The following is a 13,374-nucleotide window of genomic DNA, read 5'->3' on the forward strand; positions in this document are numbered from 1 at the left end:
CTGCGCCGTCACGAGGGCAACTCGTCCGGGTCCAGAACGGCCCCCTGATGTCGCAGAAGCTGCTGGACCGCCTCGGGGCTGAACCGGCGCTCCGCCTCCAGCGCCGCGGCCGCGCCGGCCGCCTGGCCCGTGGCCATGCCGGTTCCCATCACGCGGATCGCCGCGCCGGCCTTGCGGTCCCCGTCCGCGAGGCGCCCGGCGCAGAACAGGTTCGGCGTGTCGACGCTGTGCAGGCAGGCGAGCGGGATCCGGTAAGGCGCGCGCTCGGGCGGAAAGTCGAAACTCGACGTCCAGGTCGCCCGGTCGTGCCATTCCGCGCCCCATGCGCCCAGGGCGATGCAGTCGTCGAACTTGCGGCGCGCGGCGATGTCATCCCAGGTCAGGTGATGCCGGCAGACCATGTGACGGGATTCGCGCGTACCGAGCTCCGGCCCGGTGGAGACGAGATAGGCATTCTCGCAGCCGGGGATCGTGCGAACCGCCTCCAGATAGGCCCAGGCCTGCCGGCGCGTGTCGCGCTCGGCGCGCGAGAGCGACAGGACGTCGCGCGGATCGTAATCGGCCGAGGCGAGGTAGAGGACCATGTCGTGCGAATTCGGCAGGCGCACCACGACGCAGCGGTCCTTGGTCACCGTCCCGGGGGCAAAGCCCTGCGCCGCGATCGCGTCGATCAGCTGATCCGTCGTCACCTCGACATCGCGGGGCACGCCGCCGAACCGTGTGGCGAGGGTTCCGAGATTCACGCCCGTCGCATTGCCGTAGCGGGTCGCCGCCCCGGCCCGCGCCGCGAGATCGCCCTCGCCCGTGCAGTCCACGAAGGCGTGCGCCTCCAACACGGTCGAACCGCCGTGATCGGTCAGGGTCACGGAGTGCAGCCGCTCGCCGTCGCGCTGCGCGTCGGAGACGAAGGCGCCGTGATAGACCTCTACGCCCGCCTCCTCGGTCAGCCGGTCGAGCACGCGCTTGAGCGGTTCGGGATCGAAGGGCAGGAACACGCCGCGGAACCGCATCACCGGGCCGAGCCCGCCCATGGCGCGAAGCCCCCGCATCACCTCGTCGGCGACGCCGTAGACGGCCTGGCGCGGCTCTTCGCCCAGCGTCATCATCCCGCACCAGGTCGAGACGTTGCGCATCGTCGCAGCCCCGCCGAGGCAGCCGTTGCGCTCGACCAGCAGCACCCGCGCCCCGGCGCGCGCGGCGGCGATGGCCGCCGCCGTGCCAGCCGTGCCGCCGCCCGCGACGATGACGTCCCAGCGGCTCATGTCCGCCACCCGAGGATCCGGCGTTCGATCTGCGCGATGGTGGCGCTGACCAGCAGGCCGAGGAGCGACAGGATCACGACGCCCGCGAACAGCCGTTCGAGGTCGTAGAGCGACCCGGCCTGCAGGATATAGGCGCCGATGCCATATTCGGCGCCCAGCATCTCGGCCGCCACGAGCAGGATGATCGCGATGGCCAGCGAGATGCGCAGGCCCGAGAGGATCCCAGGCATCGCCCCCGGCAGCACGATCTTGCGCACGATCGACAGCCAGGACAGGCCGAAACTCTGGCCCATGCGGATGAGCGAGCGGTCCACGTTGTCCACGGCGCCATAGGTCGCCACCACCGTGGGCGAGAAGGTGCCGAAGCCGATGAGCGCGTATTTCGAGCCCTCGTCGATGCCGAACCAGATCACGAAGAGCGGCAGCAGCGCGATCTTGGGGATCGGGAACAGCGCCGCCACGAGCGGCACCAGACCCGCCCGCACATAGGAGAACAGCCCGATCAGCACGCCGATCAGGATCCCTGCGCTCGCGCCCAGCGCCGCGCCCACGGCCAGCCGGCTGAGGGAGGGGCCCAGATGTTTGAACAGCAGGCCGCTGTTCCACAGTTCAACGAAGGTGCCGAACACGTCCGTCGGCCGCGGCAGCGTCAGCGGCGAGATCCAGCCCGCCCGCGTGCCCCATTCCACCAGCGCGATCAGCGCGACGAAGACGGCCACGCCGACCCAGCGGCGCGACTCGGGCGCGAAACCGCCGCCGCGGAACCGCACCTCCATCGCGGGAACGTCCGGGTCTGCGGGCGCGCGCGGGCCTGCCGTCATATCAGACATCGATCAGTTCCTCTTCGGCCGCGCGGGCCTCGTCGCGCATCAGTTCCCACAGGTGCCGCTGGACGTCGTCGAGGTCGGGGTCGGCATAGAGCCGCTCGGCCAGCGGCTTGTCGATCTCGACCACCTCGCAGATCCGCCCGGGCCGGCGCGACAGCACGACGATGCGATGTCCCAGCCGGACCGCCTCCGCCAAGTTGTGGGTGACGTAGACCGAGGTGAAAGGCTGCCGCGTCCAGAGCGCGATCAGGTCGTCCATCAACAGCTCGCGGGTCTGGCTGTCGAGGGCGGAGAGCGGCTCGTCCATCAGCATCACCGCCGGGTTGACGGCGAGGGCGCGGGCGATGGCCACGCGCTGTTTCATACCGCCCGAAAGCTGCTTGGGCAGGGCGCCCGCGAAATCGGAAAGCTTCGTCCGCGCCAGCACGTCGTCGATGATGTCCCTGGCGCGCGCGCGGCGGATCCCGTGGTCTTCGAGCACCAGCGAGACGTTCCCGCGCACCGTGCGCCAGGGCAGCAGCGCGAAGTCCTGGAACACGTAGGTCAGCGGGTTAAGGCAGCCCTCGGGCGGGGCGCCCACCTGCAGCACGCGCCCGGCGCCGGGCCGCTCCAGCCCGCCGATGATGCGCAGCAGCGTGGATTTCCCGCAGCCCGACGGACCGACGAGACAGACGATCCGGCCCGCCGGGATGTCGAGCGTGATGTCCTCCAGCACGTCGGTGTCGCCATAGGCGTGGCTGATCGCCTCGAGGCGGATGTCCATGGGCGCTCCTGTCGGGTCCGGTCGGGGCGGGACGGTCAATTCGGGGGCCCGTCCCGGCCGAAGCGCGGGGCGGGCTCATGGTCCGGGCCGGGATCAGGCCTCGAAGGTCTCGACGTAGCTGGTGTCGACCAGCGTATCCAGGGTGATGGACTCGTCGACGAGACCCTGCGCCTGGAACCACTCCAGCTGGTCGCGGACCGAGGCGATGTTCAGCCGCGCGCCCTCGTTGATGCGCATCGTGCCGTTGATGATGGACGGCGCCGCCTTTTCGAGCGGCCGGTCGGTATAGACGTAGTTGTGGATCAGCTCGACCATCTCGTCGACGCCTTCCTGCCCGCCGGCCTTGTCGATCATCGTCGAATTGTAGTCCGACACGCCGCGCGTGAAGCCGGCCAGGAAGCTCTCGGTCAGCTCGCGCTCGTTGGCGGCGTTCTCCGCCGAGGTAAAGACCGTCGTGGTCTGGTATCTCGGCAGGTAGTCCTGCACCGCGCCGACGATATGCACCGCGCCGGAGCCGGCCAGCGGCTTGGCGATGTGCGGGACGATGTTCCAGGCGTCGATCTGACCCGACTTCAGCGCGCCGATCACGGCGCCCACCTTCTGAAGCGGCTTGAAGGTCACGTCGATCCCTTCCGCCTCGGCGATCTTCGAGCCGACATAGTGGAACGACGAGCCGGTCTGCGTGACGCCGTAGGTCTTGCCGTCCAGCATGCCGGGGCTGGTGATCCCGGCCTGGTAGGCCGCGTCCGAGACCAGGATCTGCTGGCCGTCGATGCCTTCCTCTTCCGACAGCGCGCCGCCGATCACCTTGATCGCGCCCTTCTGGGCCAGCGAGATCAGCCCGCCCGAAATCGCCGTCACGGCATAGTCCACGTCGCCCGAGGCGATGGCGACGGCCATCGGCTGCGCCGCCTGGAAGAACTTCAGCTCCACGTCCAGGCCTTCGTCGGCGAAGTAGCCCCGCTCCACCGCGATGAAGCTGCCGGAATGCGAGGTGAAGCGCAGCGCGCCCACGACCACTTTCCGGTTCTGGGCGATCGCCGGCGCCGCGAGCCCCGAGGCCGCGGCGGCGCCGATCATTCCGATCGTCTGTCGTCTGTTCATTCTGACCATGGTGTCCTCCCTTTGGTTTCTTCGGTCGTCGGTCGTCTCAGGCCCCCATATCCGCCCGGATATCCTCCTCCTGCACGGCCAGGGCGCCCGGGCCGTCGCGGTCGAGGATTGCGCGGCACAGGCTATCCCGGCGGGTGGCCCGGGCGGCGAAGTCGATCGCGCCCTCGCGCAGATGCGCCAGGCGGAAGCGGCGGGACTGGTTGAAGAACATGCCGACCATCTCGATCAGCCGGGGCGAGTCGCTGGCCGCCACCAGGGTGCCGGCGAATTTCCGGCAGGCCTCGTCCCATTCCAGCGCGGTCAGGTCGCCCGGATCCGTCCGCACCGCCGCATCCGCCCGGGACACGGCATGCTGGGCGGCGACGAGCCGGCCCTCCCAGTCGACGCCGCCGCGTTCCATTGAGCGGGCCAGGCCGAGCCGCTCAACCTTCAGCCGCATCAGGAGAATGTCGCACCGGTCCTCCTCGGTCGCCGAGGTCACCCGGAAGCCGCGCTGCGAGGTCGCCTCGACCATGCCTTCGGCGGTCAGCATCCGCAGCGTCTCGCGCATGGAATGGGTCGAGCCGCCGTAGGCCTGCCGCAGCGCGTCGATCTTCAGCTTCTGATCCGGCCGCAGGACGCCGAAGGAGATGTCCCGCCGGATCGCCGAGGCGAGCATCGCCACGACGGTCGCATCCTCTTTCCTGTCCGTCCCGAAGAACACGCCGGCCAGCCCCTCCGAAAAAATGTGACACTTTTTTCGGATTGTTGGGCCGGCCGTGTCAAGCGCTGTCGTTGAGGGGGCAACGAAGCCTGGCCTGCCGCGGCGTCGGACGGACGCGAGTCGGGCGCGGCAGGGCGGTTTCGCCGCGCCGGGTCGCGACGACACGTGATTTATTCAAGTACTTTCAGAGTCGTCCTCTCGGCCTCCATGAACCGCACGAAAGACCGCCCGAGGTACTCGCGTCACTTGCCGACCTCTCGTTCCGCCCTGGCATGGACAGGGGGGCAATGCCCCCCGCGCCGGTTCGGCCCGCCCCCTAGGACACCGCCGCGAACCCTTCGTCCAGCGCCGACAGGATCGTCTCCACATGCCCGGCCTCCAGCACCAGCGGCGGCGACAGGATCACGTTCGGCCCCGAAACCCGCACCATGGCGCCGTGCTCGTAGGCCACCCGATGCACCTGGCCGATGGTGCCCTTGTCGATCGGCGTCTTCGCCTCGCGATCCGACACCAGCTCCAGCGCGCACATCAGCCCGTGCCCGCCCCGCACATCGCCGATCACGTCGTATTTCGCCTTCAACTTCTCCAGACCCGCGAACAGCTGCGCCCCGCGCGCGGCGGCGTTGTCCTTCACAACCTGCGCCTGGGTCTCCTTGAGACAGGCGATCGCCGCCGCCGCCCCCACCGGATGACCGGAATAGGTGTATCCCGACCCGATGGCGCCCCGGCCGCTCTCGTCCGCCTCGAACACCTCCGCCACCGCGTCCGAGACCATCACGGCGCCGAACGGGAAATACCCGTTGGTGATCGCCTTGGCGGTGCACATCATGTCCGGCTGCACGCCCCAGTGGCGCGAGCCCGACCAGTCGCCGGTGCGCCCGAACCCGGTGATCACCTCGTCGGCCACCAGCAGGATGCCGTAGCGGTCGCAGATCTCGCGCACCCCCGGCATGAACGACTCGTGCGGCGGGATCACCCCGCCCGCGCCCAGCACCGGCTCCATGATGAAGGCGGCGATCGTCTCCGCCCCCTGAAACCTGATCTCGTCCTCCAGCGCCGCCAGGCACAGCTGCGCCAGCCGCTCCGGATCCGTCTCGTTGAACGGGTTGCGGTAGGTGTAGGGCGCCGGAATGTGATAGCAGCCGGGCATCAGCGGCTCGTACTGCGTTCGGAAATTCGCGTTGCCGTTGACGCTCGCGCCCAGCGTGTGCGTCCCGTGATACCCCTTCTTGAGGCTCAGATACTTCACCCGCCCGGCCTCGCCGCGCACCTTGTGGTACTGCCGCGCCAGCCGCAGCGCGATCTCCACCGAATCGCCGCCGCCCGAGGTGAAGAAGGCCCGCGCCATCCCGTCCGGCCCGAAGAAATCGCGCAGCATCCAGGACAGCTCGATGACGGCGTCGTTCGAGGTGCCGCGGAAGGTCGAATAGTAGGGCAGCCGGTCCAGCTGCGCCGCGATGGCGTCCTTCACCGGCTGGCAGGAATAGCCCAGGTTCACGTTCCACAGGCCGCCCACGGCATCCACCGTGCGATGCCCGTCGACATCCACGATCTCCACGCCCTGCCCCTCGACGATGATGTCCGGCGGGTTCGCCAGGCTGTCGGCGGGATGCGCCATCGGGTGCCACATGTGGCGGGCGTTGTTTTCCTTGAGGAAATTGGCGTCTTTCATGGCGGGCCTCTCTTAGCTTGCGGTTTCGGGCGTTTCCGCCCACTTGTTCGAATGCTCGGGCGGGATCTGGCCGCCCAGCGCGCGCGTGGCCTGCACCACCGCAGCGCAGAGCGCCGGCCGCATCGCGTCCAGCTTCCCCGGCGCGGCGCGCACCGTCGGAACGGCGACCGAGACCGCGCCGACGACCTCGCCGCCCGCCCCGAAGACGGGCGCCCCCAGCGAGGACACCTCGTCGTCGAACCCCCGGTCCATCTGGGCGATTCCGGCGCGGCGCACATCCTCCAGCAGCGCGCGCAGCCGCGCCGGGTCGGTCAGCGTCTGGGCGGTAATCCGCTCCAGATCGCCGGACAACACACGGTCGCTGAACGAAGGCTCCGAAAACGCCAGAACCGCCAGCCCCGACGAGGTCGCGTGCAAGGGCAGCATCTCTCCCTCGTCGAAATGCACCTGCGTGCCATGGCCCAGCGGGTCGGCATGGACGATAGGCGACAGCATGTCGCCCTGCAGCACCGAGGCATGCACGAGCTCGCCGACCCGCGCCGCCGTTTCCTTCACCACGGGCCGTAGCGCCGAGCGCAGCGGATAGGTCGCCTCGCGCACGCCTCCAAGGCGGAGAATCGCCGGCCCCAGCCGGTAGGCCCGCGTCGCCCGATCCTGCTCCAGAAAGCCGTTCTGCGCCAACTCCACCAGGTGGCGATGCACGGTCGCCTTGTCGCGGCCGGTCAGTTTCACGACCTCGCCCAGCCCCATCGCGGGCCGCGAACGGGAAAAAAGCCCAAGTATTTCAAGTGCTTTCGTGATCGTGCCCATCTCCGTGCCCGAGCTGTCCCTAATTTTCGCACCGAACGAGTCACAGAAACGTTGACAGAAATGCGGGCGACTGGCAAGAATATTTGATACCGAAGGTTCGCATAATGAACCACCAACAGGAGGCATCCATGTTGAAATCAATCGCCACCGGCGCCGCGGCGCTCGCGCTGGCCCTGCCCGTGGCCGCGCAGGCCGAGTATCCCGAACAGCCCGTTGAATTCGTCGTGCCCTTCCCGCCCGGCGACCTGGAGGACGTGCTCACCCGGATGATCGCCGAGGAGTTTCAGGAGGAATACGACGTCCCGACCGCGGTGGTGAACAAGCCCGGCGGCGGCGGCGGCCCGTTCCCCGGCGCCGCCGAAGTGGCGATGGCCGACCCCGACGGCTACACCATCGGCTCCTTCGTGATCGGCGTGCCCCTGATCGGCCCCGAGGTCGGCATCCCGGCGCTGAACCCCAACCCGTTCGACCCCGTCGGCATCTTTCTCACCTACCCGTTCGTGATCGCCACATCGGCCGACGCGCCCTATTCCTCGATGGAGGAACTGGGCGAATACGCGGCAGAGAACGACGTGGCGCTGGGTCATTTCGGCTCGGTGCTGATCCCGACCCAGGTGACGCTGGCCCTGGCCGAGAAGATGGGATGGAGCTATTCCTCCGACGCCGCCTTCGACGCGCTGGATTGCAACACGCTGGCCTCGGGCGATGCCGACGTGATCAACACCACGCTGCAGCTGATCCTGCCCTGTCTCGACGAAGTGCAGATCCTGGCCTCCATCGGCGCCGAGCGCATCCCGCTGACTCCGGACGCGCCGACCGTGGGCGAGCTGGACCCCGAGCTGGACATCGCGCTGTGGAACGGGCTGTTCGTGCTGAAGGACACGCCCGAGGACGTGCGCGAGAAGATCGCCGCCGTCGCGCAGGAGGTCATCCAGTCGGACGAGGCGAGGCAACTGGCCGAACAGACCGGCGCGCTGATCTACTGGCAGGACGCCGAAGAGGCCGCCGCCCAGATCGAGAAGGACGCCGAGACCCTCGGCACCGTCCTGCGCCTGATCGACAACTGAGACGGCCCCGTCCCGGCGCATCCGCCGGGGCGGACCCCCCCGAAACGGCCCGGCGCGGCCCCGGCCTCATCTTGGCGAACATCTCCAGCCGGAGGCACCAGGATCCGGGGCCGGCCGCCGTGGCGGCCAGGCCCCGGCCGGGCCGCGACACGACAGCCCGCCCGCAGCCATGCAGAGCCCGCGATGACCCGCATCAAGACCCTCCAGGACCTCTTCAAGCGCTACCGCCGGCCCGGCGACATGATCTTCGCGCTGGCCTTCTTCCTGTTCTCGCTGGCGCTGCTGATCGCGATGCCGTGGCAGACCGAATGGACCGCCCGCACCGCGTTCTTCGGCCAGCCCGCCTTCTGGCCCGCCGTCAGCGTCGGCTTCATGGCGCTGTTCTCGTTTCTCCACCTCATGGGCGCGCTGGTCTCCGAACGCATCCCCGGCCGACTGGCCGAGGCGAAATACTGGCTGCGCTCGCTGGAATTCGCCGCCTGGTTCATCGCCTATGTGCTGATCGTGCCCTGGCTCGGCTATCTTCCCGGCTCGATCCTCTTCGTCTGGGCGCTGGCTTTCCGCATGGGATACCGCTCCCTGCGCTGGGCCGGCATCTCGGCGCTCTTCGCCTGCGCGGTCGTGCTGATGTTCAAGAGCTTCCTGCAGGTCCGGATTCCGGCGGGCGAGCTCTACGACCTGCTGCCGTCGGGCGCCCTGCGCACCTTCTTCATGATCAACCTCTGAAAGACCGCCCCGCATGGACGCCCTCCTCTCCGGCCTCGACCTGCTCGCCCGCCTCGACGTCCTGGTTGCGCTTCTGATCGGCTCCGTCGGCGGCGTGATCATCGGCGCGATCCCCGGCGTCGGCCCGGCCGTCGCCATCGCCATCCTGCTGCCCGCCACCTTCGCGCTCGACCCGCTCGTCGGCCTGACGATGCTGCTGGGCATCTACGGCAGCTCGATGTTCGGCGGCGCGCTGCCCGCCATCCTGATCAACACGCCCGGCACCGCCGTCAACGCGCTGACCACCTATGACGGCCACCCGATGACGCAGAAGGGCCAGGCGCTCCGCGCCCTCGGCCTCGCCTACGGCGCCTCTTTCGTCGGCGGGCTGATCTCCATCGTCGCGCTGATCCTCTTCGCGCCCCTGCTGGCACGGATCGCGCCGATGTTCGGCAGCCGCGAGATCTTCCTCGCCGCGCTCCTCGGCATCGCCCTGGTGATCATCGCCCATCGCGGCCAGACCTTCGCCGCCGGCATGCTCGCCGCCTTCGGCATCTTCCTGCAGACCGTCGGGCTGGAGCCCGTCAAATACACCCAGCGCTACACCTTCGGTCAGGAATGGCTCGCCTCGGGCATCGACCTGATCGTCGTGGTGCTCGGCCTCTTCGCCCTGAGCCAGGCCTTCCTTCTCCTCACCGACCCCGAATCCGCGCCCAAGACCCAGCCGATCAAGGGCAACATGCTGCGCGCCATGGGCGAGGTCCTGCGCCACAAGCGCGTCGCCGCCGTCGGCGCCGGCAGCGGCACGGTGATGGGCATGATCCCCGGCGTGGGCGAGTTCACCGCCCAGTTCCTCAGCTACACCTACGCCCAGCGCAGCTCGAAGGATCCCGAGGCGTTCGGCAAGGGATCCCCGGAAGGGCTGATCGCCAGCGAATCCGCCAACAACGCCGTCCCCGCCGCCGCGATGATCCCGCTGCTGGCGCTCGGCATCCCCGGCGAGGCGCTGACCGCGATGATGCTGTCGGTGTTCTACGTCCACAACGTGATCCCCGGGCCGGGGCTGTTCCAGAACCAGCTGGACTTCGTCTACGCGCTCTACATCGCGATGATCGCGCTGAACATCGTGGTGGTGGTGTTCGTGCTGTTCTCCTCGAACCTGATCATGCGGATCATCCGCATCCCCACCCGGTTTCTGGGCGTGATGATCCTGACCCTGTCCTTCGTCGGCGTCTATAGCTTACGCAACTCGATCACCGACTGCATGATGGCGGCCGGCTTCGGCATCCTCGGTCTGGTCCTGAAACGCCAGAACCTGCCGATCGTGCCGATCGTGCTGGGCATGGTGCTGGGCGGCATCATGGAGACCAAGCTCCGCTCGGCCATGGCCCGCGTCGACACGCCGCTCGACTTCGTCAACCGCCCCATCGCCGCGATCCTCGCGCTGGCCATCCTGGCGCTGATCGCGCTGCATGTCTGGGGCGTGATCCGCGAGCACCGCAACCGCGAACCCGAATTCTCGCACGACCACGACGTGCACGACAGCCAGACGAGGTAAGCCATGCTGGACCAAGCCCGCATCGACGCCCTGCGCGACGCCCCCGTGACCCCCGGCGCCCACATCATCGACGGCGCCCGCCGCGAGGCCAGCGACGGCGCCACGATGGAGGTGATCTCGCCCCTGAACGGGCAGGTGCTGACCACGATCCCCAAGGGGACGGCACAGGACGCCGAGGCCGCCATCGCCGCCGCCCGCGCCACGCATGGCGACGGGCGCTGGGCCGACCTCGCCCCGGCCGCGCGCAAGAAGATCCTAATGAAATGGGCCGAGCTGATCGAGGCCGAGGCCGAGGATCTCGCCGTCCTCGGCGTGCGCAACAACGGCACCGAGATCGGCATGGCGCTCAAGGCCGAACCGCTCACCGCCGTCGCCAACATCCGCTACTACGCCGAAGCGCTCGACAAGCTTTATGGCGAAATAGCGCCCACCGCCCCGGGCAACCTCGGCCTGGTCCACCGCGAACCCGCCGGCGTCGTCGGCGCCATCGTGCCGTGGAACTTCCCGCTGATGATCGGCACCTGGAAACTGGGGCCGGCGCTCGCCGCCGGCTGCTCCGTCGTGCTGAAACCGGCCGAGACCGCCTCGCTCACCCTGATCCGCCTAGCGGAGCTGGCGCTGGAGGCCGGCCTGCCGAAGGGCATTCTCAACGTCGTCACCGGCGAGGGCCACGTCGTCGGCGCGGCAATCGCCGAGTCGATGGATGTCGACGTGCTGGTCTTCACCGGCTCCGGCGCCACCGGCCGCCGCCTGCTGGAGGCGTCCGCGAAATCCAACATGAAACGCGTCTATCTCGAACTCGGCGGCAAGTCCCCGAACATCGTCTTCGCCGACGCGCCGGATCTCGACGAGGCCGCCAAGGTCTCGGCCGCCGGCATCTTCCGCAACTCTGGCCAGGTCTGCGTCGCGGGCTCGCGCCTCCTGGTGGAACGGTCGATCCACGACGATTTCGTCGCCCGCCTCGCCGCGCAGACGGAAAACATGAAGGTCGGCGACCCGCTGGACCCGTCGACCAATGCCGGCGCCGTCAACTCGCTGCGCCAGCTCGAACAGAATCTCGGCTTCGTGGAAGAGGCGAAGAGCCAGGGCCGCGAGGTCCGCATCGGCGGCAAGCGGATCCTGGAGGAAACCGGCGGCTATTACATGGCCCCCACCATCGTCACCGGCGTCGAACCCGACGACCGGCTGGCCCAGCAGGAGGTGTTCGGCCCGGTCCTCGCCGTCATTCCCTTCGACACCGAGGAAGAGGCGCTGCAGATCGCCAACGGCACCGAATTCGGCCTCGCCGCCGCGGTCTGGACCTCCGACCTGTCCCGCGCCCACCGGATGGTGCGCAAGGTGAAGGCCGGCGTCGTCCACGTGAACACCTATGGCGGCGCCGACCTGACCGTGCCGCTGGGCGGGCTGAAACAGTCCGGCAACGGCCACGACAAGTCGCTGCACGCCTTCGACAAGTACCTCGACCTGAAAACCGCGTGGTTCAAGCTATGACCTCCATCCTGATCGTCGGCACCTACGACACCAAGGACGACGAGTTGCACTATCTCGCGGAAACGATCCGCGGCCAGGGCGGCGACGTGGTGACGATGGACGTCAGCGTGCTGGGCGACCCGTCGGCCCCCACCGACCACTCCAAGCACGACGTCGCGGCCGAGGGCGGCCATACGATCGCCGAGGCCATCGACGCCGGCGACGAGAACGTGGCCATGCAGATCATGGCCAGGGGCGCGGCGCTGCTGGCGGCGCGGCTGCACCGCGAAGGGCGGATCGACGGCGTGCTGGTGCTGGGCGGCACGATGGGCACCGACCTCGCGCTCGACGTCTGCAACGCGCTGCCGCTGGGCGTGCCGAAATACATCGTCTCGACCGTCTCCTTCTCGCCCCTGATCCCGTCCGAGCGCCTGCCGGCGGATGTGCAGATGATCCTCTGGGCCGGCGGGCTCTATGGCCTGAACGCGGTCTGCAAGGCGTCGCTGTCGCAGGCGGCCGGCGCGGTGCTGGGCGCGGCCCGCGCCGTGGTCCCGCCGGACCGGTCGAAACCGCTGATCGGCATGACCTCCTTCGGCAAGACGGTGCTGCACTACATGGTGGCGCTGAAACCCGCGCTGGAGGCGCGCGGCTTCGAGGTCGCGGTGTTCCACGCCACCGGCATGGGCGGCCGCGCCTTCGAGTCGCTCGCTGCCGAGGGCGCCTTCGCCGCCGTCATGGACTTCGCCACGCAGGAGGTGGGCAACCACATCCACGGCTCGGCGATCACCGCGGGCGAGACGCGCCTGACCGCCGCCGGCCTGCGGGGCACGCCCCAGATGGTGGCGCCGGGCTGCTACGACCTCGTCGACCTCGTCGGCTGGCAGCCGATCCCCGCGGCGCTGGAGGGGCTACCCTCGCATGCGCATAACCGGCTTCTGACCGCGGTGGTTCTGGACGACGACCGCCGCCGCGCCGTCGCGCGGGCGCATGCCGAGCGGCTGGCGCAGGCCACGGGACCGACCGTGATGCTGCTGCCCACCGGCGGCTGCAACGAGTGGGACCGGCCGGGCGCCGACCTGCACGACGCCGAGGGGCTCGCGGCCTTCCTGGACGAGATGCGCCGGACCTGCCCGGAAACGATCGACCTGCGCGAGATCGACGGCCACATCAACGACGCGGTGTTCTGCGACACCGTTCTGGAGCTCTTCGACGGCTGGCTCGCGGACGGGACCGTCACGCGCTGACCCTCGGGTTTCGGATCGCCTTCGGCGATCCGACCCGCTGGGGGGACGCTGTCCCCCCGGACCCCTTACCGTTTCTTTTCAATTGCTTAGAGCTTCGTGCGTTTAATCGTGGGCATATCCTGCGGCCTTGAAGTAGTTCCAGCATTCGTCGGGTTCGAAGAGATCGCAGATGTCGCCGAC

Annotated in this window: 12 protein-coding genes; 5 read left to right on the forward strand and 7 right to left on the reverse strand. The window is 68.9% G+C overall.

Features of this window, described 5'->3' with window-relative positions; all coding sequences use genetic code 11:
• Window positions 1–8: 8 nt before the first annotated feature.
• From P1J78_RS18300 to P1J78_RS18330, 7 genes are all read right to left on the reverse strand, one after another.
• A complete protein-coding gene (locus tag P1J78_RS18300; protein WP_275568826.1) occupies window positions 9–1,262 on the reverse strand; it encodes an FAD-dependent oxidoreductase in 1,254 nt (417 codons plus the stop codon).
• On the reverse strand, window positions 1,259–2,092 hold the full coding sequence (locus tag P1J78_RS18305; RefSeq protein ID WP_374213347.1) for an ABC transporter permease: 834 nt from the start codon (window positions 2,090–2,092) through the stop codon (window positions 1,259–1,261). The genes P1J78_RS18300 and P1J78_RS18305 overlap by 4 nt, the downstream gene beginning before the upstream one ends.
• The gene (locus P1J78_RS18310) at window positions 2,085–2,852 is read right to left on the reverse strand and encodes an ABC transporter ATP-binding protein (RefSeq protein ID WP_275568827.1); all 768 of its coding nucleotides are present in this window, start codon (window positions 2,850–2,852) and stop codon (window positions 2,085–2,087) included. Before P1J78_RS18310 ends, P1J78_RS18305 begins: the two co-directional genes overlap by 8 nt.
• Before the next feature lie 93 nt (window positions 2,853–2,945).
• Window positions 2,946–3,965, reverse strand: coding sequence for an ABC transporter substrate-binding protein (locus P1J78_RS18315; protein WP_275568828.1), 1,020 nt, complete (start codon window positions 3,963–3,965; stop codon window positions 2,946–2,948).
• A 37-nt stretch (window positions 3,966–4,002) separates the two neighbouring features.
• The gene (locus tag P1J78_RS18320) at window positions 4,003–4,668 is read right to left on the reverse strand and encodes a GntR family transcriptional regulator (protein ID WP_309568140.1); all 666 of its coding nucleotides are present in this window, start codon (window positions 4,666–4,668) and stop codon (window positions 4,003–4,005) included.
• Between the two features lie 316 nt (window positions 4,669–4,984).
• Entirely contained in the window at window positions 4,985–6,340 is a 1,356-nt protein-coding gene (locus P1J78_RS18325; RefSeq protein WP_275568829.1) for an aspartate aminotransferase family protein, read from the reverse strand.
• Window positions 6,341–6,352: 12 nt separating this feature from the next.
• Entirely contained in the window at window positions 6,353–7,150 is a 798-nt protein-coding gene (locus P1J78_RS18330) for an IclR family transcriptional regulator (protein ID WP_275568830.1), read from the reverse strand.
• Window positions 7,151–7,278: 128 nt separating this feature from the next.
• Here P1J78_RS18330 and P1J78_RS18335 point away from each other — a divergent pair, with 128 nt between their 5' ends.
• The 5 genes from P1J78_RS18335 to P1J78_RS18355 all read left to right on the forward strand — a co-directional run bounded on the left by P1J78_RS18335 (window position 7,279) and on the right by P1J78_RS18355 (window position 13,194).
• Window positions 7,279–8,217, forward strand: a complete 939-nt coding sequence (locus tag P1J78_RS18335; RefSeq protein ID WP_275568831.1) for a tripartite tricarboxylate transporter substrate binding protein — start codon at window positions 7,279–7,281, stop codon at window positions 8,215–8,217.
• A 183-nt stretch (window positions 8,218–8,400) separates the two neighbouring features.
• On the forward strand, window positions 8,401–8,943 hold the full coding sequence (locus P1J78_RS18340) for a tripartite tricarboxylate transporter TctB family protein (RefSeq protein WP_275568832.1): 543 nt from the start codon (window positions 8,401–8,403) through the stop codon (window positions 8,941–8,943).
• A gap of 13 nt (window positions 8,944–8,956) precedes the next feature.
• Window positions 8,957–10,480, forward strand: a complete 1,524-nt coding sequence (locus P1J78_RS18345) for a tripartite tricarboxylate transporter permease (RefSeq protein ID WP_275568833.1) — start codon at window positions 8,957–8,959, stop codon at window positions 10,478–10,480.
• Window positions 10,481–10,483: 3 nt separating this feature from the next.
• Window positions 10,484–11,971 carry an aldehyde dehydrogenase gene (locus tag P1J78_RS18350; protein ID WP_275568834.1) on the forward strand — a complete coding sequence of 496 codons (1,488 nt, stop codon included), beginning with the start codon at window positions 10,484–10,486 and terminating at the stop codon, window positions 11,969–11,971.
• On the forward strand, window positions 11,968–13,194 hold the full coding sequence (locus P1J78_RS18355) for a Tm-1-like ATP-binding domain-containing protein (RefSeq protein ID WP_275568835.1): 1,227 nt from the start codon (window positions 11,968–11,970) through the stop codon (window positions 13,192–13,194). Before P1J78_RS18350 ends, P1J78_RS18355 begins: the two co-directional genes overlap by 4 nt.
• The last annotated feature ends 180 nt before the right edge of the window (window positions 13,195–13,374 follow it).

It is taken from the genome of Psychromarinibacter sediminicola, assembly GCF_029168335.1.
In the GTDB taxonomy this organism is placed as follows: domain Bacteria; phylum Pseudomonadota; class Alphaproteobacteria; order Rhodobacterales; family Rhodobacteraceae; genus Psychromarinibacter; species Psychromarinibacter sediminicola.